Origin of the sequence: Citrobacter sp. Cpo147, assembly GCF_030332405.1 — a bacterium.
Taxonomy (GTDB): domain Bacteria; phylum Pseudomonadota; class Gammaproteobacteria; order Enterobacterales; family Enterobacteriaceae; genus Citrobacter; species Citrobacter portucalensis.
Genome location: NZ_JAOWHX010000039.1, coordinates 43,633 through 68,993 on the forward strand (window position 1 = coordinate 43,633; position 25,361 = coordinate 68,993).

Consider the following 25,361-nt stretch of genomic DNA (forward strand, 5'->3'; position numbering starts at 1 on the left):
TGGCTCTGGAACAGCAGAGCCACAAGAGAGAGAAACATTTTTCAGGCTTTACTGGGCAACGCCCCCACTGCGTGCGAGCTTTTGACTGTCAGCGTAACGACAGCTGAGCACAACAGTGCAGCAATCATAAAGATAAAGGCGCTGTTATAGCTTCCGCCACTACTTTGGATAAGCCAGCCGATGATAGGCGCTGATACAACCCCCGCCATCTGGCCGCCAAAGTTAACAATACCGGATGCCCGCCCCATGATGTTGCTCGGGATCGTATCCATCAGAATGCCCCAGAACGTCGCCATGGCAAAGAACATGAACAGGGCTGAGACACACTGATAAACCACCGCCATATCTGCACTGCTCACGCTGAAAGTCAGATACAGGAATCCCGCGGCAATAACAGAAGTTACAACATACAGCGTTTTACGCTGGGGTTTGAATTTGTCTGAGCAATAACCGCCTAATAATGTTCCGCCTGCCCCGAACAGGAAGGGAATGGCTGCCATGACCCCGGTCTTTGCCAGAGAAAACTCTCGTACGGTAATCAGATAGCTTGGTAGCCAGGTTGAAAAACCCCAGAAGGTGATATCAAACAAAAACCAGATGCTGGCCATTTGCCAGAGCACCGGCATTTTGAGTACGTCTTTAAACGCGATAGCACTGGTGTTTTGCAGGCTCCCCTGATCGTCAGCAGCCAGCTCAGCCAGGTCTTGCTGCGTAATGGCAGGGTGCTCTTTCGGGTTGTCACGCGTAAATAAGTAGATACCTGCCGCGATAAACAGACCGGGAATACCCAGCACGATAAAAACCATGTGCCAGCCAAATGCCCCGATGATGCTTGCCGCCACAACTACCGCCAGCGCTGGGCCTAAGGTGTTAACCGTTGACTGAATCGCCGTGGCGCGACCACGCTCTTTCGACGGGAAATAGGTTGATATCATCTTCCATGAGGCCGACGGAAAACACCCCTCACCGATACCAAAGAAGAATCGTACTGCTAACATCAGCGGCAGCGTCAGCACAGCGCCGGTTAAGCTGGTGAACACAGACCACCATGCAATACCAATGGCCATGATTTTGCGCGAGCCAAACTTATCTGCCAGTAATCCACCGGGAATTTGAAACGCAGCATAACCAATAAAAAAGGCGCTAATAATTAAACCTTGTTGAGTCGTATCAAGATTTAAATCTTTACCAATATAAGGGAGCGAAACGCTCATCACCATTCTGTCGAGAAAAGAGAGCAGCCACGCCAGCCAGATCAGAGTCAGGACGGTATATCTTGCTTTCCAGGTCTTGGGTTTACCTGAAGGTAAAGACGTTTGTAGGTTCATTGTGATGTCCTTAGGGTGTAGTGATCTACCGCGGCCATAAATAGTCGCGATAGATCCATGCGTGTTTAGCGTTATTTATTAATATTGTTTTCTAATAACCGTACCGCTACAGGCATAACTTTCCATGCCATTGATTAAGGCAATGCGCCCATTAACCATGACAATTTCAATCCCTTCCGGGTACTGATTGGGTTCCACAAAAGTGCCTTTATCCGTAATTGTGTTCGGATCGAACATCACAATATCCGCTGCATAACCTACCTTCAGCAGTCCGCGATCCTGTAAACCCAATACTTCAGCAGGTTTTCCCGTCATCTTGCGGATTGCCGCTTCCCAACTCAGACATCCCTCTTCACGGACATATTTACCGAGTACGCGAGGGAATGCGCCAAACACGCGCGGGTGCGGTTTGCCTGCCCCCATTAAGCCGTCGGTACAGACGTTTTGCTCAGGTCGACAGAGAAACTTAATCACGTGCTCTTCGGTACCGTAGAAGTCGACCATCCCCACGGCGTTTTCCTCTTCAAAGAGCAGATCGAAGGTGGCGTTATACGGATCTTTTCCGCGCAGCTCGCCCAACTGGACGAGGTTCAAACCGACAGCATCCTGATTTTTTGCCGTTTTCACGCTGGTGACAAAAATCTGGTCCAAGCCGGCAAAATCGATAAAGTTATCCCAGCCAGGAATACCCTGCTGAATATCACCAATCATTTTGGCGCGCAGTTCGGGCGAGGCGAGACGCTCAAGTAATTTGTCCGTACCACCGGAGTGAACCCAGGGCGGCAGAATCACGCCAAGCATCGTACTGCCCGCCACATACGGATACTGGTCGAAAGAGATACGAATTCCCTCTTCCTGCGCCTGTTCCAGCATGCCCAGCATCTGGTCGATCAGCCCCCAGTTTTTCTTGCCGCAAACCTTCATATGCGAAATATGTAGCCAGACGCCGGTGGCTTTGGCGATATCAATCAGTTCCTGGGTTGAGTTGATAATATCGTCAGCTTCACTGCGCTGATGCACCACAAAGATCCCGTCATATTTCGCCGTGACCTTACACAGTTCAATCATTTCGGCAGTATCACCAAAGGCGCAAGGCATATAGATAAGTCCAGTGGAAAGTCCAAATGCCCCAGCCTTTAGCTCCCGCTCAAGGACTTCACACATCTTCGCCACGTCTTCACGGGTCGAAGGACGTCCATCCAGGCCCATCGCTTCCATGCGCACGTTGCCATGAGGAACTAAATACGCGAGGTTTGTCGCCGGATGACGCGATGCCAGCAGATTGAGATAACCGTCTGTATTTTTATACTTCCAGTCAATTTTGTCGGTGTCACCGTCCAGTCCGGCGATATTTTTACGCCAGGCTGGAATATATTCTTCAGGTAGCGGAGCTAAGGCGACGCCATCCTGGCCCAACAGTTCGGTGGTGATACCCTGACGAATTTTTGCCGACAGCGCGGGGTTAATAATGGCCGACAGGTCAGAGTGCGTATGGGTATCAATAAAGCCAGGGCAAATAATTTTTCCTGTTGCATCAATTACCTGTTCATTGATGCCAACCTCAATTTGACCGATTTCGACAATACGTCCTTCATCAACCATCACATCGGCAATTCTGCCTTCACTGCCCGTCCCATCGATTACATTTCCGTTTTTGAAAATGGTTTTCATCGTTATTCTCCATGGCGGTGCTGCTGAGCGACACCGCCTGTAAGGTAAGAGGTGGTTATCTTTATTTTTATTGGCGATAGAGTGTCTGGATGATGCTGTAATAGCCGCTGGCCGAGCCGGTTAACTGATCGATCTCGATATACTCATCAATGGTGTGTGCCAGGTTTTCTCGTGAAGGACCGAAGCCGATGGTTTTGATTCCCGCTTCGCCCGCATAGTGGCTGCCGTTGGTACAAAATGAGTACTGCGTAATGGTTGGATTAAAGCCAGCCTCACGAATGCCCACTAACGCTGCCTGCACAAATTCGTCGGACTCGTCGTACACCCAGCCAGGGAAGAAACGCTCTCCCTCAATCGTGGCGCCGGTATAGCAAGACTCTTGACCCACCGCGTAGGACACTCGGGCCTTAAACTGCGGATCCTGAGCAATAAGTTCAGCAAGCGCATTTTCCAGCGGAGCAATCACGCTTTCTTTGGTTTCACCCACCAGCAAACGGCGATCGTAGGTTGCGCGACAGTAATCCGGTACCACCGAGGCTCCCGGGTACGGCGAAGATTTAATGTCGGTCAGTTCCAGAATACCAGGCCCCAGAACCGGATGCGTCGGCGGCGTGATCGTGCGAATTTTGTCGATCAATTGCGCCATTTTGTACACTGCGTTAATCCCCGCCTGTGGGTTAGCGGAGTGTGCGGGCTTACCAAAGGTTTCGACCACAATCTCAGCACGGCCACGCTGACCAATTTTCAGGTTTAACTCGGAAGCTTCACCAATGATCACGTAGTCTGGCTTATAGCGCTCGCTGACCAGGCGGGCAGCAATACCTTCAAAACACTCTTCGTGCACAATGCACGCAACGTAGATTTTCCCGGCAAAATTTCGCTGATTGTCTTGACCGAAAAAGCCCACGGCGGAGATCATCGCCGCCACGGCGCCTTTCATGTCAGTTGTGCCGCGACCATAAATTTTGCCATCTTCAATATCGCCGCCGTATGGGTTGCGGGACCACTTCTCTTCATTCACCGGCACGGTATCGATATGTCCATCGAGAACCAGCGTTTTCCCCGGCTGGTTGCCGACAATGCCGCCAACAATGTTGCCGTACTTATCAACATGGATGTCATCGAATTGGTAATGCTGCATCATTGTTTTTATGGCATTAACCACTTCCCCTTCCTGACCGGAATAACTTTTTTGTTGGATCAGTGCCTGACAGTTTTTAATGACTTCTTCAATGCGGTTTGCAGATAACATGGGTTTCTCCGTTATATCTCTCAATCAGGGAATTATTTGTTGATGCCCGGGTACTGACCGCCCCAGACAATATCCAGATATTGTTGCGGGTCGGTATCCCCTTCGGTGCTGACTAACAGCACACGAGAGTGCGCATCCAGCCCCAGTTGCTCACGCGTTTGCGCCAGTTCAGGCGAGGTCATCAGCAGCGCCAGCAGACCGGTAGTAACCGCACCTGACTCCCCCGAAATAATCTGTGGATCGCCTGCCAACGGGTTGCCCAACATGCGCATGCCCAACGCTGCAACCTCATCAGGACAGGAGGCAAATGCGTTGGCATAATCGCGCAGCAGTTTCCAGCCGATACTGTTCGCCTCACCGCAGGCGAGACCGGCCATCACGGTTTGTAAATCACCTCCCACCGCAATGGCATCTCCCTCTTTCGAACGGGCTGAGCGGTAGAGGCAATCGGCAATTAACGCTTCGGCGACGATCACTTTCGGGCGATTCTCCCCCCAGGCTGCCGTCACCATTCCCTGAACCATTCCGGCAAACGAACCGACGCCTGCCTGCACAAAAATGTGCGTCGGCGCAACCTGATGCAGCTGATCTATCGCCTCCAGCATCAGCGTGCCGTAGCCCTGCATAATCCACTGCGGGATCTTTTCGTATCCTTCCCAAGCGGTATCCTGCACCACAATCCAGCCGTACTTTTCGGCCTGCTCTGCGGTCATACGAACCGCATCGTCATAGTTCATATCGACGATCTCAGCGGTAGCGCCTTCGTTACGGATAGAGATCAGACGTTGCTGCGAAGAGCCCTTCGGCATATACACCACGGCGTTTTGCTTCAGTTGGCGCGCCATCCATGCCACGCCGCGACCGTGGTTGCCATCAGTAGTGGTGGCAAACGTGACGGTTTGCAGATCGTGGCGTACCTCTTCACTGGTCATCACGTCAAACGGCAGTTCGCTGATATCCTTACCAACTAATTCAGCGATATGGCACGCCATCGCATAGGAGCCACCCAGCGCTTTAAAGGCTTTCAGGCCAAAACGCTGAGATTCATCTTTGAGGTAGATATTTTTTACGCCCAGTTTTTGTGAAAGCGCCGGTAGCGTATACAGCGGCGTCGGCGCGTAGCCCGGAATAGACCGATGAAAATTCAACGCTTTTACCAGTTCCTGGCGGCTAAACGGTGCCAACGGCGCATTCGGATGTTCGGTAAACGGTGTCTGGTTAATAAAAAATGATAAGTTTTCCTGCATCATAAAACCTCATTGTCCTGGTATTTCATTCCCTGTAATCGGTGCAATACAGAGATATTTCCGTTATCGGTATTGGCAATAGAGCAAAATGCTTACCAGCTTTTTATAAATTGAGTAAATTCTTAAAATAATTTTAATAAAGGCTTTGATTTCAATGAATTAAATAGAATTAAAAATTGACACCAAAAAATATCACTGCGTCAGTTTATCGCCTCATTTTGATAAATTCTCATTATTGATAAATAGTGTGATCGCTGAAGATAAAATAAGAAAAACATCCAAAAACAGCGTGATAGATTGATTTTTCGCAAATCATTTTTGCATTGCTTCGCCTATTTATCATTTTCCTTGAGAAATGCGACACACTGCCGGAGAAGTACCATGATTTCAGTACTCAGCAATATTCAGGATGATATATGCAATTATGCCGACGCTATTTCTGGCATAACGGGCACGGACGTTGAAATCATTGATGAATCTTTAATGCGCATCGCGGGTACCGGGAAATACCGGCATATGCTCAATGAGAACGTGGCCAAAAATGGCTACATCTATCGTCACGTATTGCAGGTGCGAGAAACGGTACTGATCAAAAATCCCGGCGAGCATCCGCTGTGTCAGTTATGTGAAAAACACCACTACTGTTCTGAAATGCTGGATTTGAACGCACCAATTTTTCTCAATAATCGCGTGATTGGCGTGATCGGGATTATTTGCTCAACCCAGGCACAGCGTGACACGTTACTGAGCCAGATTGATAAATTTGTCACCTTTATTGAGCAAATCGCCGTAATGATCTCCAGTAAGGTCTTTGAATGCCTGGAGCGTTTACGCGCGCAGGAAACGCTTGGCGCATTTCGGCGTCTGATCGATGCTATGGACCGCGGCGTGGTGGCGATTGATGGCAAGGGGCTTATCTGGCATGCCAATCATTCAGCCGATCGCATCCTCAACCGTGAGGTTCAGGGATTACCACTGACCATTGAAACAACCGGGGATAGCCTGTATGGCGATGAAGAAGCGTGGCTGACGCTTGAAGGTCAGAAACATCATGTACTGTGCAAACAAATTTCGCTCTCCTCGCAGGATAACGATCGCTTAACCATGGTTATCTTTCGTGATGCCCACGACTACCTGAGTAACCTTACTCCATCCCCTTATGAGTCCGACATGCAGGTGAGACTGATTGGTCACTCTCCCTCAATGGAGCAACTCAGAAGCACCATCGGTAAAATCGCCAACAGTTACGCCAGCGTGCTCATCACCGGGGAAAGTGGCTCGGGGAAAGAGGTCGTGGCTTTTGCCATTCACCAAAGCAGTCCACGTAAAACCGCGCCTTTCGTGACAATCAACTGCGCGGCTATCCCCGAACAACTGCTGGAAAGCGAACTGTTTGGTTATGTTCGCGGCGCATTCAGCGGGGCCGATCCCAAAGGACGAATGGGAAAATTTGAACTGGCCAACGGCGGCAGCCTGTTTCTGGATGAAATTGGCGATATGCCGTTGCACCTGCAGGCCAAGCTGCTCAGGGTCTTGCAGGAAAAGGCGATCACCCGCGTTGGCTCAAATAACACCATCAATATTGATGTGCGCATTATTGCCGCGACCAACAAAAACATTAATGCGATGGTGGAGAATAATCAGTTTCGCGAAGATCTTTTCTATCGCCTGAACGTGGTCCCTCTGGTACTTCCTTCCCTGCGTGAACGCCGGGCTGATATCGCGGTCCTCGCACAGTATTTTGCCGATGAGTTCTCGGTCAGTTACCAGCGACCACCGCAAAAACTGCCTGATGACGTTATTAACCGCCTTTATGCCTGGCACTGGCCGGGCAACATTCGTGAATTACGCAACGTGATCGAATACATTTTTGTGATGCGCGGAGAAGCCGCCGGGATCAACGCCAGCCATCTTCCCCCCTACCTGCTCACCGCCGCTGACGGTAGAAAAACGACGATGGCCGCGCAACCCCGTCAGCTTGCCAGCAAAGGAAAACAGGCGGAAAGGGAAGCTATCGAAAACGTCATCCAGCGATTCGGCTCAAGCGTTGAGGGAAAAAAACAAGCCGCGACAGAACTGGGGATCAGCATTGCCACGCTCTATAGAAAAATAAAACTGCACGGTTTGTGAGCCTTCCCCTCTTAACGATAAAGTCCGCATGATGCAAGCTACTGGTCATCAATGCCTGATGGCGCTTCGCTTATCAGGCCTACGGCTTACAGGCTTTAGTTGGCCCAGATAAGGTACCCGCGCCGCATCCGTCAGGTACTGCAAAGTCCCTTATGATTGAGCGCTTTTAAGATTAAAGCTCACCATTCCCGATATCTCAGATCGGCAAGCGACAGGCACAGGATCTGAGTTTTTGGGAATAACTTCGCGAAAATGGAGAGAAAACGACGTTTTTTTTCGGTTAAGCTATGTTCATGCTTTGGCGTTACCCCATGGCCGGTATCACTATCCAGGAACCCAACCATAATGGCAAAAAGTACCCCGCAGCTGCCGCTCGACCCACATATGTGTCGCAGCTATGAGAAAAAGTCGCGAAGTCCGCTGGCGCTCTATTCAGAGTATCAGCGTATGGATGTCGAACTGCGGGCGCCGCTGGCTATGACCTACAGCCACTGGCATGGCCAGGTTGAGGTGAACGTGCCATTTGATGGTGATGTGGAGTATCTCTTTAATGACGAAGTGGTGAAGAGCAAACAGGGTTTTATCACCTTGTTCTGGGCCTGTACTCCCCATCAACTCACGGATGCCGGGCACTGTAAACAGATGGCCATCTTCAACTTACCGATGCATCTGTTTTTATCCTGGCCGCTGGACAGGGAGCTGATTAATCACGTAACCCACGGGATGGTGATTACTTCGTTGGCTTCGCAGCAGCTGAGCGCGTTTGAAGTACAGCGTTGGCAGAATGAACTCAATAGCGATAACGAACAAATTCGCCAGTTAGCCATTGATGAAATCGCGCTAATGCTCAAGCGCTTTAGCCTCGCTGGCTGGCGGCCGGTACTGGGTAACAAAACGTCGCGCACCCAGAAAAACAGTATTTCACGGCATTCACAGTTTTACGTCAGCCAGATGCTGGAGTTTATTGCCGCCAACTGCGACAAACAGCTTACGGTTGATGCTATTGCCGAACACGTTAAGCTCAATCCCAATTATGCGATGGGTATTTTTCATCGGGTGATGCAACTGACGATGAAACAGTATATTACCGCGATGCGCATTAACCATGTGCGAGCTTTACTCAGCGATACGGATAAAACAATTCTGGATATCGCTACAATTGCAGGTTTTCGCTCCAGCAGTCGATTTTACAGCTCGTTCCATAAATACGTCGGCATGCCGCCACAGCAGTATCGAAAATTGAGTCAACAACGCCGACATCATTCACCTTATGCCGAGGGGTAATTTATTCACCAAACGTTCTCTTACCTTACTACTAAAATATAAGCACCAGAATAGCAGGTCAAAAAAGATAATCTGCGGCAGTTAATAAAATAGGGTTCAGCCATGAACTCTGGCAACTATGTTGCTCAGACATGAGTGACCTGTAGCAGGTATTTATTTGACGTGTTCAACCATTAACGATTGGGATGGAATTATGGAATTAAATAACTGCACCGCCAACAACAGAAAGCCATTGTCTTTCTTTTGGTCAGTTTTACCCATGGTAGTCATGCTGGGCGGGATTAGTATCGGATATTTTATCTTCAATATTCGAGCTGAGCCCATGATCCTGATGGGAACGGCAACAGCCTCATTTATCGCCATCGCTCACGGCTATACATGGGATGACATTCTACAATCTATTTGCAATAAAATATCTGAAGCGCTGCCGGTCATATTAATCGTCGCCAGTATCGGTTTCTTAATTGGCGCATGGATGGTGTCAGGCACTATTCCAATGATGATTTATTATGGTCTGAAGTGGATTAATCCGCAGTATTTCTATATTTCGGCATTTATGCTGGGAGCACTGATCTCAGTATGCACCGGTACCTCCTGGGGTTCTATCGGGACCGTTGGTATTGCCATGATTGGCGTAGCGATTGGTCTGAATGTCTCGCTGCCCATTGCCGCTGGTGCTATTGTTTCAGGCTGCTGGTTTGGTGATAAGCTCTCACCGGTTTCTGATTCAACCAACATGGCTGCACTGGCTGCCGGGGTAAACCTGTACTCGCATATCGGCCACCTGCTGTGGACTACCGGCCCGGGTTTTATTATTTGCTGCGTCGTTTACAGCTATATGGGCATGGGCATTGATGCCTCGTCCAGCGCGCCAGAAAACATTACCAACTTGATGAATTCTATTGGTCAGATTTATCACTTTAATATTCTGCTGCTACTCCCGCCGATCATCGTTTTATATGGCTCACTGTCAAAAAGACCGCCCATTCCGATGCTCTTTTTATCTACGATAGTCTCAATGATTTTGGCGTTAGTCTTTCAGCAATTCACGGCATCCTCTGTCGGCGAATCCGTTGTCAGTGGCTTTAAGCTCGCAATGCTTACCGGAGATAATCTGCCGACACTGTCTTCCGATGTTTCCCGCTTACTGGAGCGAGGCGGCGCTATTTCAATGTTTAGCAGCTTCGTTACCGTTTTCAGCGCATTTAGCTTTGCCGGGGCAATGAGTGCGACAGGCTCTCTGCACACCGTGATAAACGCGCTGACAAAAGGCGTTAAATCCACATTCCGCCTGGTGGCTACCACGATTGTGACGACATTTACCATCTGTGCCTGCACGGCAAATGGGACCTTACCGTTGCTGCTGTGCGGTGATGCCTTTAAAGAGGAGTACAAAAAACGAGGTCTTGCGGCAAAAAACCTCTCACGAACCACTGAAGATGCCGGAACCGTTGTCGAACCGATTATCCCCTGGTCTGCCTCAGGCGTTTATTGCGCCACTATGCTTGGCGTTGCCACGCTTGATTACTTGCCCTGGGCAATCCTCTGTTACAGCGGCGTCATCTTTGCCCTACTGTGGGCGGCAACCGGTATTGGCATTGCTAAATATGAGCCCAATGAAGCCACTGAGAATATGGTTGAGCAAAAATCATAAACTACTAAATAGCTAAATCTTAGCTATCACCAGGGTAAATTAAATATATCCATTAGATATACATAAACATTCTTCGCTTTTGCGTTGCTTACACTATTTTCAGAGACTTTCCAGGAGTCAACAATGTCTTTATTTGATGATATTGTCGCAAGGGATGTTAATTGTCGCAAATACGGGCAATTACAACAGATGTACGGTACCACCGATGTATTACCGCTGTGGATTGCAGATATGGATTTTGCGACACCAGAGCCAATCATGAGCACGCTGCGTTCGGTGGTATCGCAGCCTGTGCAAGGCTATAACCTGGATTATCCACAATGGAAAGAATCTGTTATTCATTGGTATGCACAACAGTATGATGCCGATATCAAGGCACACTGGTTACATTTTATTCCCGGTGTTATAAAAACTATCGTACTCTCTTTAATGGCGCTTACCCGTCCAGGCGATAATATTTTAACCTGTACGCCAATCTATGATCCCTATCCTAATCTGGTAAACACCAGCGGCAGGAATTTGATTCAGACGCGCCTCATTGAGAAAAACGGGCACTATGAATTTGACTGGCATGATTTCAGCGAGAAACTCAAGCAGTGCAAAATGTTTTTGTTCCCTTCACCGCATAATCCAGGTGGAATGGTGTGGTCGCGGGAAACGTTGGAAAAAATAAGCCACTATTGCCAGCAGGCTGGCGTCATCATTCTGTCTGATGAAGTGCATAGTGATTTAACCCTGCCAGGAAAGCGCCATTTGCCGTTTTTTACTGTTGATGAAGCGCCAGATAGTAAGTCAATCGTACTTACTTCCATCAGCAAGACCTTCAATACGGCGGCGATCCAGGGCGGAATCGCCATTATTAAGAATGATGAATTACGCCATCAGTTCTACCACTTTCTGGATAACTGCTACCTTGCAGAGACCCATTCATTGCAGCAGGCGGCCATTTACAGCGCCTTTACCCATTGCGCCGACTGGCACCAGAAATTATTGGCCTATCTGGCCGACAATGTAGCGTTTGTAAAAAGTGAAATCGAAAAGTACTGTCCCTTGATTTCCATTGTGTATGGCGGCGCGTCGTATCTTCTGTTTCTGAATGCGGAAAAAATGGATCTCAGCGATGAGCAGCTAAGCGCTTTTTTGGTGCATGACGCCAGGCTTGGCCTGTCACCAGGGGCGCAATATGGTCCCGGTGGAGAGGGGCACATGAGACTCAACGTTGGCTGCCCACGCCCGGTACTGGTAGAAGCGATGAACCGGCTAAAAGCGGCATACCAGAAATGGCAAAACGCATAGCGTACATCACACGATTTGCCCTGCCACGGTGGGGCAAAATTATCCAAAGATGTTGCTGAACTGCTATAAAGTCTTTCCCTTCTGTCGGCTGGTGTTAAACTGGAAAGTGTGATCTTCATCATAACCTGCTTAAACAGAGACAAGAGACACTGCTATGCAACATATCATCGAGGGCTTCCTCAACTTCCAAAAAGAGATTTTCCCTCAACGCAAGGAACTCTTCCGCAGCCTGGCATCCAGCCAGAATCCTAAGGCACTTTTCATCTCCTGTTCCGATAGCCGCCTGGTACCAGAACTCGTTACTCAGCAAGATCCAGGACAGCTTTTCGTTATCCGCAACGCCGGTAATATCGTACCGTCATTTGGTCCGGAGCCGGGTGGTGTATCTGCAACCATCGAATACGCGGTTGTCGCACTTGGCGTAACGGATATCGTCATCTGCGGTCACTCCAATTGTGGCGCGATGAAAGCCATTGCCGATAGCCAGCCCCTGGATCCGATGCCCGCTGTCGCTCACTGGCTGCACTATGCCGATGCCGCGAAAGCCGTGGTCGATAAAAAAACCTGGGATAACCCAATCGATAAAGTTAATGCCATGGTGGAAGAGAACGTTATCGCACAGCTTAACAACATTAAAACGCATCCTTGTGTCGCGGTTGGGCTGCGCAATAATGCGCTTCGTCTGCACGGTTGGGTGTATGACATCGAAAGCGGTGAAATCCGTACCCTGGATAAAAACAGCAAAACCTACGTTTCCCTTGCAGATAACCCGCAGGTGCATTTCGAGTAATTCCCCCACTGGAGCAAGGATGCTCTGGACATCTCCTCTCCCTATTTCTGTTAGTGGACAAAAAACGGGCTTGCGACTAGTTTTAAAGTAGCCACTGGTGTTCCACATCGGTTTTCGCACATTTATACAACATTGCGACAGGCTCATTCACTGAGTCGCAAACAGCTGTTCATACATGGTGCTGGCGATAAAAAGGATCAGGTGCAAATGCAAACAAAAATAAAAAGAATAATGGATAAGTTATTTTATCATGAGTCGTGGGACATCATGCTTATTAAGGATAATGGTACACACTCATTCCCCGACAACACTCTGGAGATATTAAGCAAATCCACTGCGCAGCAGTTAAAAAAGAAATATACATTTCAGGCCGATCCTTTTCTGATTGAAAAAGGCGATAAACTGTATGTTTTCTATGAAGCTCTTAGCTTTCGCAACTCAAAAGGCACGCTACGATGTCGCGTTCTTGACCGTGAACTGGTTGAACTTGAAGATATTAGGCTTGAAGGCTTTGACGACTTACAGTGTCATTTGTCATTCCCTTATCTGATACATATCAACGATCAACTGTTCATGATCCCCGAGTCTTCAGAAAGAAAAGAGGTAATACTGTTTCAGTCAATTGAGTTCCCTGCACGCTGGAAGCAAGTTAAAGTTTTAATCTCTGATACCCAATTAACCGACAACGTATTTATCTCAATTAATGAAACCTGTTATCTGTTGTCCACCACGATGGATAACGAAATAATTATTCATTCAGCAGATCATATTTATGGACAATGGCAGCGGATTACCCCCTCATTGAAGGTGAGCAATCCCCATCATCGAGGTGCAGGTGCCTCCTATCAGGTCGAAAATAAAATGTACTTCCTTACACAGGAGTGCACGCCTGAAACTTATGGAAAATCAATATATATCAAAGAATTAGTGACACTAAACGACACTAATTTTGCTGAAACTCTGATCGAACAAATCAATTCGTCGATCAACCACAGTGACGGCGTCCACACGCTGAACTTCTCAAATAACTATATTGTTTATGATACAAAAGTTAATAAGTTCAGTCTGTTGGCAATCTTTAAAAAAATAGCATATAAATGTATGATAAAATACAGAAACACTTACCTTACCCGGCAAAATAACTGATTCACTGGATTCTCGGGTGGCATTGGTAGAAAATCGCTCGGGTTTATAGCATTTTTCTGGAGTCTGTATGGCAATTCTTGTCACTGGTGGTGCAGGTTATATTGGTTCACATACTGTGTTAACGCTACTGGAAAGAGGCGATGATGTCGTAGTCATCGATAATCTGGCGAACGCCAGCAGAATCTCGCTGGACAGGGTCGCGGAACTCACCGGAAGAGAGCCCATTGTCTATATCGCCGATGTTCTCGACAGGCAGGCATTAAAAAACATTTTCGCCGACCATAACATCACCGATGTCATTCATTTTGCGGGACTCAAATCAGTTTCAGAGTCGATAAAAGAGCCCCTCGCCTACTATGAAAACAACGTTACCGGAACGCTGGTTTTACTGGATGAGATGCTGGCCGCTGGCGTTAATCGTTTCATTTTTAGCTCATCTGCCACGGTATATGGTAATCCAGAAAGCGTACCGCTGAGCGAGCAATCACGCACGGGTGGTACCACTAATCCGTACGGCACGTCTAAGTTGATGGTCGAACAAATTCTGGCCGATTTCTCACGTGCACAACCCGATTTTCGCATTACCTGTCTGCGCTATTTCAACCCGGTTGGCGCCCATCCATCAGGTCGGATTGGTGAAGATCCTAACGGTATCCCTAATAACCTGGTTCCGTATATCTCCCAGGTCGCGATTGGTAAGCTGGAAACCGTGTCGGTGTACGGTAATGATTATCCAACCCCTGATGGTACCGGTGTGCGTGATTATATTCACGTCATGGATCTGGCGACCGGTCATTTAGCCGCGCTGGATTGCCAGAACAAAGGCGCGGCTTACAAAGTGATTAATCTCGGTACCGGTGTCGGTTATTCCGTAATTAATCTGATTGAGGCGTTTGAAAAAGCGGCGCAGACAAAAATAAACTATCAGTTTGTCGCCAGAAGACCCGGAGATATTGCCGAATGTTGGTCTGACCCATCGCTGGCATACAAAGAGCTAGGTTGGAAGGCCATCTACAACCTTGATGAAATGATGCGTGACACCTGGAACTGGCAAAAAAATAACCCGAATGGGTATCAAATTTAATGTTCTCAGCAGCGAGCCTGACCGTCAGGCTCGCTGCTGTGTCTGACTAGCGTACCGTTATTGTTGACACCCGGTACCAGCCGCTGCTCTGCTTCCCTTCATTGGCAAAGTTAATTCTCGCCGCCCCTGACTTATCCAGCATCGCAACCTCAATCGCGTATTGCCCTTTCGCCAGTCGGCCTGGCATAGATAACGCATAACTGACCTGATACTTACCGGGGAGCCAGCGGCGAATATCCTCCGCGGAATTCCCCTGTGCCACCGCCTTATTGGCGCTGTCTACGACCCGGAATGCCAGCATGTAAGGCAGATAAATCGGTGCGATACCCTCATTGTACCAGGTACTGTTTAATGTCAGCGTTTGTCCGCTGTCCCACACGGACTCATGACTCAGGGACGCAAGGCGAAATCGATAGCCCAATTTGGTCAGCGCATCGTCGACCATCGGTCGATAGTCGCTGGGTATCGTTCTCGATTTCAGGTTAATGGTACTGGCGTGCTGCTTGACCGCCCAGTCAAAAATCCCCTGCACTTCAGCACGTGTATAGTGAAAGGTGTTCTTCCAGTCCTGCATATACGAGCAGATCTCCAGACTCACCGGCGCACGTTTCCAGGCGTCGTTGAACCCTGAATAACTCTGCTGCGCAGCCAGCAATCGCTGGGGGTAATCATCAGCCATATGGTTCCAGGTGTCCGAAAATACGCGCAGGTCCCCCCAACAGTCCGCACGCCACCCAGCCCCACGCGCCACGGCATTCGCCAGACTTTGACCGCCGCTTATCAGCATGGTTTTTGGCGTCACCGGAAAAGCAGAAAAGTGCATCGCGACGTAGCGATCCAGTTGCGCCGTGGTGTATCGCTCCAGTAATGGCTTCAGGTTCGGGAAGTTGCTGTTATGCCATTCTCCCCACGATCCCACCATGCCAATATCAACAAACGCGAGATTCTCATTACCATCGTAGCGCTTACCAAATGCGTTCAACAGACGCTGACTGTATTGAATAAACAGAGGATCGTCTAAATCCGGGGCAAATGTCTTTTTATCCGGCGTCCAGGTTCCTTTCACGCCTTTTTTAATCAGCCAGTCAGGAATTTGCGAACCGCTTTCCGGCTCTGCCAGAGCCATAAAGCGTAGCCCGACATTCATCGCAGGGCGATGTGCCGCCGCGTATTTAAAGGCATCATCCACCAACGCAAAATTGTACTGGCCTTCGACTGGCTCCAGATCCCGCCAGTAAAAACGCTCGTATTCAAATCCGGTATTGGGATAGTCCGCCAGCCCCAGCGTTTCACCGTATCCCTGATGAAAACTTGCCACGCCAATCCCCGGATTGGTTAACGGGCCCGTCAATGCTTTGGGGGTAACGGTCGTCAATGCGGCCATAACCGTCAGCGGGAAAAACATGCACAACAACGCACAAACCCATTTACGCTTCATCGCAAAGACGTCCTCCACCAATTTGTTAACGCTAGCGGTCTTTCAGACTTAACCACCAGTCCCAGATACCTACGTGAAAATTTTGGAACACATCAATACCTAACGCGGATTTGATCATATACAGCGTCAGCAATATGCAGCAGGTGACGAATAGCACGGCAATCAGCAGCAAAAAAGTGAGCAACATTCTCGACAGGGTTGATTCCTGGCGATGCTGGCGGCGTAAATCTCTGCCAAACAAAAAAACCAGATAATAACGCTTGCTGAAAAAAGGAAAGCTTCTGCGAATATCGATCTGATGCCGCGAAGTCAGGGTTGTAGCAAGGAGCGCTTTTTCCACCCCTTCTTTTTGTTCAGGGGTCAATTCCTCCGCTATCCGCTCATCAAGGTGAGCGTAAAACCGTTCGATGGCAGGAGGACGATTTTGAGGACTGGTCAAAATTAACCTATATCTTTATCAATGGAGTGGTAGACGTTAACCGTCTTTTTGGCGATTTCATGCCAATTGTAGTTTTGCAAATATACACCATAGTCCACGCTATTGGCTGTTGCCCCTTGGCCTAATTTTTCAGCCAGACCGGTTACATCTCCTACTTTAAAATAGGCCTCGGCGGGCAGTTGAACTTCAAGGTTAGCCGGAATATCACTGACGACGGCCGGAAGAGAAAATGACATTGCCTCCAGCAGCGCAATGGGCAATCCTTCATGGTATGAGGGCATCACAAACAATTTAGCCTGCGAAAACACCGCCTGAAGTTCGTCACCACGTAAAAAACCAGTCATCACAACACCTGGCGTGTCGGCGGCAAGCTTTTTGAGGCGCACGCTGTATTCGGTCGGATGATCCGCATCGCCAATTAGTACTAACGGTATGGTCAAACCACTGTATTGATAAGCGGCGATGGCATCATGCATCCCTTTTTCTTCCACAAACCGCCCAACCACCACGAGGTAGTTTTTCGGCTGCAGCCCAAAGCGGGAGAGCGTATTGTCGATGGTGAGCTGTGATAATAACCGCGGCTCGTTCACGCCATTGTGAATTAAATGCGCATCATAGCGACCGTGTTTTTTCTGGATCAGTTGATTAATAACTTCAGAAATCACAATCACCTCGTTGGCATATCTCACCGCCCAACGCTCACCCAGCAACAATATTTTTTTGGCTACATATCCCCATTTCTGGCGATCGTAATCGGGCCCGTGGTGGGTAAAAACTACCTTTTTACCCATCACGCGTAAGAGTGGGATCACAAGGCCAGGGCCGATAGCATGGACATGCACAATATCCGAATGGTCGATACGTGTCCTAAACGCCGCTATAACGGAATGGACAATAGCTTCCAGCGAACGCTTTTTAGGTGCCCACAGCGCGTAAGTTTCGACTTTTTTATATACCGATCGTTTGTAATTTACATATGGCGAGCGAGCGATCACGCAAACATCCACGTCGAACTGCTGTTTAATGGCAGGATAAAGATTCTGACAGTGTGTCTCCACACCACCTAATACATCGGGAATACCACGCGTTCCAAAAACCGTTATTTTTTTACTCATACTATGGCCTGCTCAGCAGTTCTTTATACAGCGCCTGTAGGGTATCCATATGTTTACTCAGCGCATATTTTTCACTCAACCGTGCACGACCTTGTAAGCCCATATTCCTCGCCTTCTCAGGCGAGTCGGCCAGAGCGTCCATCGCATTGGCTAACTCATGCACATTACCCGGTTCGAATAAAATCCCTTCGACACCGTCACGAATTTGTTCCGGTATACCGCCGATGCGCGACCCGATAACCGGTTTGCCTAAGGACATCGCTTCTAATATCGCCATAGAACAGTTTTCATAGCATTCTGAAGGCAGGATCACCGCTCGCGCATGCTTAATAAGCTTATCGAGCGCCTCCCCTTGTTGCACATAACCTAAAAAATCAACATCAGGGTATTTGGCGGCTAATTCATCATGCAACGGACCGTGCCCCACAACTTTCAGCGGCGCGCTGTTCCGCATTTTTTTATGCGCTGCCAACAACGTTGCCACGCCCTTTTCACGGCTCAGACGGCCAAAGTACAGCATATAGCCTTCATCGCTTACTTCGGCCAGGGGACGGCTATCATCAACGCCATTGACGATGACATCAATGCGCGAATTTGGCAGCGTGCGCAGCAAAACACCGCGTAAAAAAACGCTCGGTGAAACAATCACATCCAGGGCCTGATAGTTTTGTGCAATGTACTGCCAGGTTGCCTCCAGGGAGAGCAGTAAACTTTTTGAGGCTGAACCTTCCTGACAACGATACCTGAAGGCGTTGAAAACCGTTCCGGTAATACAGGAATCACACACCTTGCCGTCGCGCAGCATAGAATACGCGGGGCACACAATCTTATAGTCATGCGCAGTCAGCACCGTTTTGCAGCCAAAATTGCGCGCAACTTTAATCAACGCCGGTGTTAACTGATGGTAGATGTTGTGAAAGTGGACGATATCCGGGCGCTCTTTTTCTAAAAGCGCCAGCATTTTTTTGCAGGCCTGCGAATTATGAATAAAGTTAACCGCCGTTTTGATACCACCCAGCAGATTGTTCGCTTTGTGGTAGTCCACATTACTGACGAAATAATCCGTATAGTCCGAGGGGAAATTATTCTCATGCTGCATAGAGAAATCAATAACCTGCACTCCGGCCTGTTTCAGCATATCGCGCTCTTGAAAATAAACCGTTTCCGCGCCGCCTTTGATGAAAAAAAACTTGTTAACCAATAATACTTTCATGGCGCCTGCCCCGGTTATTCATGAATGATTTTACTGTTAGGCGGAGTCAGCGGATCGCGTACCGGATAAAAAATACCTTTGATCAGCCCCGCTGAGCGTACGATTAAATTAATAACGCTTTGCAGCCCATCTGTTAACGAGCGGTTTTGCACAATCTTCAACAAAGCAAACGCCAGTAATGGTAGAAGCGCAACGGCAAACACATTGATATTTAAACTGAGCAGCGCCACAAATAAGAGAATAAGGTAAAGCGCAAATACCGCCTCATTCTTCACGATGTTGAATGACTGGGAAAACCAAGGCTTCCCCCAACTACAACGCAAAAGCTCACCCGGTGCCTGGTAATAACCGCTGGTCCAGCGCCGCGCCAGCATCTTAAACGTCGGCAGCGTATGTGACGTATGGCTGAAGTAAGGAATATCCAGACGCCGCAGTTTATAGCCTGCTTCGATTAAACGCAGGCCCAGTTCAGCCTCTTCATACGCGTGCAAATTACGGTTAGTAAGATAACCAATTTTTTCAATTGCCGACCGACGATACAGCCCACCGCCACCCAGATGATCGCTATCCCCGAGTGGATAGATTTTATTAATGCGTTGCTTACGCGATTTAAATTCATAGTTAACGGCATCGTCCATTTCAACGGTTCCCGCAACGCCTGCATATTCTGGTTCGGCCTGCAAAAACGCGACCGCCTGATCCACAAAGCCCTCTTCCAGTTCCATGTCGCCGTCCATCAGCAGCAGATATTCCCCTTCACTATACAGATAACCTAACTGGTGCCCGACGCCACAGCAGCGATCGCCAGGGTCAGTTAAGGACACTACGGTCACCCCTTTATCGATCGCAAGCTGTTGGGTGTTATCCGTTGACAGACTATCTGCCACAATAATTTTGTGTGGATAATCAATAAGCTGCTTACGGATACTGTCAATCGTCTTCTCAATACATTTAGATTCATTGAGTGTTTTAATACTCACTGAAATAAACGGTTTTTGGTCCATACAATTACCCTACGCAGCGAAGGACGGTTCGACGAATCACTAAACTTGATCCTAGTGATAAATAGAACAGGAATTGTAACATCGGTGTAATCATCAGTATCTGGCTATAAGGTAAGCTAATTAAGCAACTAATCGCAAAAGCGTTAAACGCCGGTGCAAAGCTCAACAACTGAAGATCCTGCTGGTCCAGTTGCTCAAGCATCAGTAATGGCTTTGGCTGACAAACCTTCAGGATATAAATGAATAAGCTAATAAAGAGCAACGTGCCGATCACCCCCACTTCCCACAGCAGCATACTCAGGGAAGTCGAGTCAAGAATTAAGTTGTAGATAATATTCAAAAAGCCCGGCGACACCGTACTACCACTGTTAGTTGCATTGAGTCCGTAGCCAAATAACGTTCCTGAAAGCCCCCACAGATCGTTATTTTTCAACCAGAACAGGAACGTCGTAAAGCGCCCTAACTCACCGGTAGACATAATGTAGTTCGGATCAAAGATATAGCTTAAGGAGTCGATAAAAATACTTAACGAGCTTTTCGATGGATCGCCACCGAACGCCGTAGAATAATAGTACGCGAGGATCACAATCGACAGGCTAATAAGCAACAGCATTCCCGCCACAATAACCAATAACGTCTTCAGATTGACCTTACTAACGTCTTTGACGTAGCTCGGTGAAAGCCACACCCACGCCAGGAATATAGGTGATAGCAGAATGACAAACTTTACTTCACCAATGATGCATAACCCGATACCGAGAACAATATGCAGCGCCATGGATTTGAACGTGGTGAGTCCATGCTTATATTCTGAGACTTTTAACAACATAATTAACAGGCAAAACAGGCCCATTGCGGCAGTATTCCCGCCCCCCATGGGGTCACCGCCAAACGTGCCAACCACGGAGTCCCATTTCTCATCTTCACCACGCACCGCGACGCGCTGGGGAACGACCAGTAACACCTGATAAATCATTACCGGAATCTGCGCGTAAAACACCCAATACAGATAGCGCGTTGCGCGGTAAATCTGTGATTCCCGGCAAAAGCCCAGCAGCAAACAGATCATCACCAGCGACAGCGCAATTTCGTTTTTAAATGCCACAATCGCTACGGTGATCCCGCCCTGAATCAGCGTCGATGCTCCAGCCAGCACCAGAAACGAAAAGTACAATGCCAGGACAATCGTCTCCTGGGCATCCAGATGTAAGGAGCCATCACGCGTCTGCATCACCAATAATCCCACCATCAATAAGGTGAGGAAAAAAGGTATCCACAGCACTGACTGCATGCCGGTAAAGTATTGCACCAGGCCACACAGGATCAGCGTGACAAAGGTATAAACCTGTAAATAGTATCCGGTATTAAGCGTCATAGTATCACCGGCTTGTCTTTCAGGAGATTGGCTCGCTTATTCATTTTTAGATAAATGAAGGCGTAGCGAATAAATGTCAGTGAAGAAAACAAGATGACCGACGTTGCATAATCTTTATAAAAATAGGGCGTCACAACAAAAGCGAAGAGTACAATTGCCAGCTGTTCCAGTTGGATGCGCAGAAAATAGCGATGGGAACCAAAAATAAGCTCTATCACCGTCAGAGGGCTTATCGCGAGCGCAGGGAATAAATAGGGCAACATGTAGCGTGACGTCTCAATGGAGTTAATCCAGTCTTCGCTAAAACCGAGGCGCATCACAATCGGATAGAAAATAAAAACCCCAAGGGTACAGATAACCCCTAATACCAGCAATAGCATACGTACCTTGGTATACTCCTGATAGTTAAAGGTATTATTTCTGAAGTCGATAGACCATTTGGAAAAAATAGTATTGCGCACCGCATTCCCGATGATCACCACCGGAGCCAGGCAAAAGCGGCTAACCACGGAAAAATAACCCGCCGTCAGCGCCGAGAACCAAAAGTTAATCAGCATAATAGGCAAATTGCTGCTGGCCATCGCCAACACTTCCGCGCTGCCCACTTTGGTAATGTGATGAATATTCTGTTTGAAAAAATGCCAATTACTGGCGGGTCGCAGATGTCTGGCCGCCACCGAACGAATATCAAACGAATGCAAAATACAGCTTATGGTCAGCACCATCGTCGCGCAGGCCCACGACCAATAAAATAGTTGTACATGGTGCGTAAGAAGGACGGAAAGTACAACGACCACAGAAACAGAAATACGCTGGAAAATCAGAAAACGAAAGTTGGCCGTGCGTAGCGACAGGTTTTCCGAGATTAAAACCCACGCCGTTGCCAGCGTTAGCAAATAGAGAAACAGGATGTTCTGGTGAAACAGCCACGCGGTAAGCACGGCGTAAGGTAAGGCAATGATCGTGCTTTGGATCAGGCAAAACACAACATTCTGTACCAGTTCGTCATCCTGCTGCTTAGGAATTAACAGTTGTGATGCAAAGGTACACACCTGAGCGCCCACCACGGCGATGCTGTAGTTGAGCGCATAAAGCCCCACTTCAGCCATATCGTACTTGTGTGAAATCAACCAAATAGACAGTGCACCAATCAACTGCGAGATGACTGATGAACCGGCTATTGTGGAAGCGCTCTTCAGTAGACTCATACGCGGCCTGGCGTTGCCATCAGTTGATCGGTACTGAAGTTCAGTGAACGCAGACCTTCTTGCGTCTCAAGATCCTTTTCTTCAACTGCATTGAGCACCGCACCAATCACCACGCCGTTATTTTCCTCGATCTTATCCAGCGCGTTGGCGATTTGTCCCGCCGACCCCACCCCGGCTTTCACAATGAAAACAACGCCATCGACGGCACGTTTGATCAGTTGAACATCCTGACTCTGATTCACAGCAGCAACATCAATAATGATGCGCTGATAATGCGATTTCAACTCGCGCATTAAGAGTTCAACATGCTCCGAAGACAGCATCAGTAAAGATGAGATGGTGCTCTTACCGTGAGGAATAAAGTCGAGATTATCACTGAGTTTGATCCGCGCCTGTTCAAGCTCTGTCTCCCCGCGTAACAGTTCCGCTAAGCCTGCAGATGTAGCTGACGCCAGCTCGGATGTGAGCCCACCAGTGTTAAAGAAATCCGCATCAATAAGCAGTGTTTTCTGGTCGAAACTAAAAGAGTTAGCTAACAGATTCGCCAACAAAGAACGCCCATCGCCGTGCTCCGTTGACGCCACGGCGAGCGTCTGTAAAGGTCGATTATCCAGCATAATCCGGGTACGGATACCGTGCACAATATCGGCATTCAGCGGGTTCTTCATGATCATGTCCCGCACCTGCGCGCGCCCTGAGATTCCGCTAAAACGACGAATTTCACCCAACGGAACAACATTGAGCCGTTTTTTCATGCGACTGAGGGTACCGATTGAGTTATCCATTGCCGCTTTGACAATGAAATACATGATGCTGAACACCACCACCAGCATGACCACCATCAGCAACAATAAAGATTTATTCGGTTTCGCCGGTTTTAACGCGGGTACCGCAGGGTCGTATAACACCGCATCGGCATTCACGCCGGACAGCGACAGCTCCTGAGTACGTTGATAAAGCGATTTATACAGGTCTTCCATTTTATCTAACGACAGCTTTTGACTGTTCCAGACATCCCGTTTTGACGCCATTTTCTGGAAGATCTCTTTCTGCTCAGCCACCTGCTGTTGATAGTTTTTTTCGTCCGCCAGCGCTGCCAGATATTGCTGACGTAAACCGACCTTCAGCTCACCCAACACTCGTCCGGTCTGGCTTTGGATCGACTGAACATCGGCTTCTGCTTTTAAAATGGCAGGATTTTTTGGCCCATAGACTTTACGCTGTTCGGACAACGTTCGTTGCGCCTGAATCAACGCAATGCGCAAATCCTGGATCTGAGCGTGGTTAGAGACCGAAGGCAGCGAGATAACGCTCTCAATGGACTTACCTCCCCCGTTCACCTCGTTATAGACGGATTCAGCGGCAACCCGACGCTGGGTCGCATCGGCCAGGCGATTGGTTACGATACTTAACTGCTCGGTTTCAAAACCATCGATACCGCGGAAGGTCAGCAGCCCGGCATTTTTCAGATAGCTGTCCATCTCGTCTTTTTGCTTAGCTATCGACTTCTGAATCTCTTCCATTTTTTCAAAATTCAGTTCGCGAGCTTTCTCCACCTTCAGGCGTTTCTGCTCCACCGTGTAGTTGATGAAAGCCTGCGCGACGCCATTCGCAATGTCAGCCGCAACCTGAGGGGACGTTGATTCATAGGTAATAGACGCCAGGTTCGTCGTACGAATACCAATGACATTCAGATTTTTCGCCAGCGTTTTCAGCGCTTGCTCCATTCTCAGTTGTCGACTTTCATTGCTATCAGCCCCCTGAGCACCGGCTTTTTCCCCGGTAAACTCCGGGTTTTCATCCAGCTTCATATCACGTACGGCTTGCTCCAGCACAATACGTGAATGCATCAACGCATATTGTGTTTCGTAGTAACCACTGCGCGTTGAATCGAAACCATCAACCTGTGGAAACGGAGAAACGTTATCAGCCTGCGCCTTAATCAGCACCGTCGCCGTTGAAACATACTTTGAAGACATCATGCTGATTAACGGATACGCGACGACCCCGGCAACGATACCGGCCAGCGCGATTTTCCAGGCGTTCTTTTTCAGCTCTTTGGCAAAGCGGGAGAATTCGACACTGCTTTCTCGTTTTTTGCCGTTTTCCACTATTGATAGTTTCATCGTCAGAAGAACCCCATGCCAATAATCACGACATCCCCAGGATGAACAGAGTGCGTTAAATCGACATTCTCAAGCAGCTGATTGCTCCCTGACAGGCGAATGTTGATATCTTTTCGGTCAGCACGATCTGTAAATCCACCCGCCTGCGCAATAGATTTCTCGACGGTAAGCCCTGGCTCATAGGCGAAGCCATTTGGACTTTTTACCTCACCTGAAACATAGTATTTGCGGAACTCGGCAATACTCACCGTCACCATCGGAGATGTAAAATAATCTCCGGTCAGGCGTTGAGTTAATTCTTTAGTCACTTGATCAACGGTTTTATCTTGTAATTTAAGAGCACCAACAAACGGGAAATTAATTTCCCCGCTCTTATCCAAAATAAACCGCATCGTCATATCGGGTTGACCATGAACAGCGATATTGACCGTATCCCCCGCCCCAAGCCGATAATCCTGCTGAACAGTAGCAGGATCGTCCATTAATCGCGGGCTGGACGCTGTGCATCCGACCAACAGGATACTGAATAGCAAAACCGCGCACAGTTCTATTATTTTCATT

Annotated in this window: 20 protein-coding genes; 7 read left to right on the forward strand and 13 right to left on the reverse strand. The window is 48.4% G+C overall.

What is annotated here, in order from left to right:
• Positions 1 to 41: 41 nt before the first annotated feature.
• The 4 genes from OGY06_RS18460 to dpaL all read right to left on the reverse strand — a co-directional run bounded on the left by OGY06_RS18460 (position 42) and on the right by dpaL (position 5,498).
• Positions 42 to 1,328: an MFS transporter gene (locus tag OGY06_RS18460; protein ID WP_149334855.1), complete on the reverse strand. Its 1,287-nt coding sequence runs from the start codon at positions 1,326 to 1,328 to the stop codon at positions 42 to 44.
• 78 nt (positions 1,329 to 1,406) lie between these two features.
• Positions 1,407 to 2,999, reverse strand: coding sequence for an N-acyl-D-amino-acid deacylase family protein (locus OGY06_RS18465; protein ID WP_200921263.1), 1,593 nt, complete (start codon positions 2,997 to 2,999; stop codon positions 1,407 to 1,409).
• A 67-nt stretch (positions 3,000 to 3,066) separates the two neighbouring features.
• Complete coding sequence (locus tag OGY06_RS18470; protein ID WP_008785574.1) at positions 3,067 to 4,251, reverse strand: YgeY family selenium metabolism-linked hydrolase; 1,185 nt, start codon at positions 4,249 to 4,251, stop codon at positions 3,067 to 3,069.
• Positions 4,252 to 4,283: 32 nt separating this feature from the next.
• Complete coding sequence (gene dpaL / locus OGY06_RS18475; protein WP_286605905.1) at positions 4,284 to 5,498, reverse strand: diaminopropionate ammonia-lyase; 1,215 nt, start codon at positions 5,496 to 5,498, stop codon at positions 4,284 to 4,286.
• Between the two features lie 381 nt (positions 5,499 to 5,879).
• Between dpaL and OGY06_RS18480 the strand changes: the two genes are divergently transcribed.
• The 7 genes from OGY06_RS18480 to galE all read left to right on the forward strand — a co-directional run bounded on the left by OGY06_RS18480 (position 5,880) and on the right by galE (position 14,882).
• Positions 5,880 to 7,628, forward strand: a complete 1,749-nt coding sequence (locus OGY06_RS18480) for a sigma-54 interaction domain-containing protein (RefSeq protein ID WP_063941002.1) — start codon at positions 5,880 to 5,882, stop codon at positions 7,626 to 7,628.
• A gap of 345 nt (positions 7,629 to 7,973) precedes the next feature.
• Complete coding sequence (melR, locus tag OGY06_RS18485) at positions 7,974 to 8,912, forward strand: transcriptional regulator MelR (RefSeq protein WP_003826064.1); 939 nt, start codon at positions 7,974 to 7,976, stop codon at positions 8,910 to 8,912.
• A gap of 193 nt (positions 8,913 to 9,105) precedes the next feature.
• On the forward strand, positions 9,106 to 10,566 hold the full coding sequence (gene nhaC / locus OGY06_RS18490; protein ID WP_032944663.1) for a Na+/H+ antiporter NhaC: 1,461 nt from the start codon (positions 9,106 to 9,108) through the stop codon (positions 10,564 to 10,566).
• Positions 10,567 to 10,689: 123 nt separating this feature from the next.
• Entirely contained in the window at positions 10,690 to 11,862 is a 1,173-nt protein-coding gene (locus OGY06_RS18495) for a MalY/PatB family protein (protein WP_286605865.1), read from the forward strand.
• A 154-nt stretch (positions 11,863 to 12,016) separates the two neighbouring features.
• Complete coding sequence (locus OGY06_RS18500) at positions 12,017 to 12,652, forward strand: carbonic anhydrase (protein ID WP_003826059.1); 636 nt, start codon at positions 12,017 to 12,019, stop codon at positions 12,650 to 12,652.
• 207 nt (positions 12,653 to 12,859) lie between these two features.
• Complete coding sequence (locus OGY06_RS18505) at positions 12,860 to 13,798, forward strand: glucosamine inositolphosphorylceramide transferase family protein (protein ID WP_003826057.1); 939 nt, start codon at positions 12,860 to 12,862, stop codon at positions 13,796 to 13,798.
• A 67-nt stretch (positions 13,799 to 13,865) separates the two neighbouring features.
• On the forward strand, positions 13,866 to 14,882 hold the full coding sequence (galE, locus tag OGY06_RS18510) for a UDP-glucose 4-epimerase GalE (RefSeq protein ID WP_003826055.1): 1,017 nt from the start codon (positions 13,866 to 13,868) through the stop codon (positions 14,880 to 14,882).
• A gap of 46 nt (positions 14,883 to 14,928) precedes the next feature.
• On the opposite strand, the gene OGY06_RS18515 is transcribed toward galE, so the two are convergent.
• From OGY06_RS18515 to OGY06_RS18555, 9 genes are read right to left on the reverse strand one after another with little or no spacing between them, the layout of a single operon-like run.
• Positions 14,929 to 16,320 carry a DUF4832 domain-containing protein gene (locus OGY06_RS18515; protein WP_003826054.1) on the reverse strand — a complete coding sequence of 464 codons (1,392 nt, stop codon included), beginning with the start codon at positions 16,318 to 16,320 and terminating at the stop codon, positions 14,929 to 14,931.
• Between the two features lie 31 nt (positions 16,321 to 16,351).
• On the reverse strand, positions 16,352 to 16,759 hold the full coding sequence (locus tag OGY06_RS18520) for a hypothetical protein (RefSeq protein ID WP_003826052.1): 408 nt from the start codon (positions 16,757 to 16,759) through the stop codon (positions 16,352 to 16,354).
• Positions 16,760 to 16,761: 2 nt separating this feature from the next.
• A complete protein-coding gene (locus tag OGY06_RS18525) occupies positions 16,762 to 17,874 on the reverse strand; it encodes a glycosyltransferase family 4 protein (protein ID WP_003826051.1) in 1,113 nt (370 codons plus the stop codon).
• Between the two features lies 1 nt (position 17,875).
• A complete protein-coding gene (locus OGY06_RS18530; RefSeq protein WP_200924028.1) occupies positions 17,876 to 19,087 on the reverse strand; it encodes a glycosyltransferase family 4 protein in 1,212 nt (403 codons plus the stop codon).
• Positions 19,088 to 19,101: 14 nt separating this feature from the next.
• The gene (locus OGY06_RS18535) at positions 19,102 to 20,091 is read right to left on the reverse strand and encodes a glycosyltransferase family 2 protein (RefSeq protein WP_103285669.1); all 990 of its coding nucleotides are present in this window, start codon (positions 20,089 to 20,091) and stop codon (positions 19,102 to 19,104) included.
• A 4-nt stretch (positions 20,092 to 20,095) separates the two neighbouring features.
• Positions 20,096 to 21,466 carry a hypothetical protein gene (locus tag OGY06_RS18540; RefSeq protein ID WP_003826045.1) on the reverse strand — a complete coding sequence of 457 codons (1,371 nt, stop codon included), beginning with the start codon at positions 21,464 to 21,466 and terminating at the stop codon, positions 20,096 to 20,098.
• Positions 21,463 to 22,674: a lipopolysaccharide biosynthesis protein gene (locus OGY06_RS18545; RefSeq protein ID WP_003826042.1), complete on the reverse strand. Its 1,212-nt coding sequence runs from the start codon at positions 22,672 to 22,674 to the stop codon at positions 21,463 to 21,465. Before OGY06_RS18545 ends, OGY06_RS18540 begins: the two co-directional genes overlap by 4 nt.
• The gene (locus tag OGY06_RS18550) at positions 22,671 to 24,800 is read right to left on the reverse strand and encodes a GumC family protein (protein ID WP_286605866.1); all 2,130 of its coding nucleotides are present in this window, start codon (positions 24,798 to 24,800) and stop codon (positions 22,671 to 22,673) included. Before OGY06_RS18550 ends, OGY06_RS18545 begins: the two co-directional genes overlap by 4 nt.
• 2 nt (positions 24,801 to 24,802) lie before the next feature.
• Positions 24,803 to 25,360: a polysaccharide biosynthesis/export family protein gene (locus tag OGY06_RS18555; RefSeq protein ID WP_003826038.1), complete on the reverse strand. Its 558-nt coding sequence runs from the start codon at positions 25,358 to 25,360 to the stop codon at positions 24,803 to 24,805.
• Position 25,361: the final 1 nt, after the last annotated feature.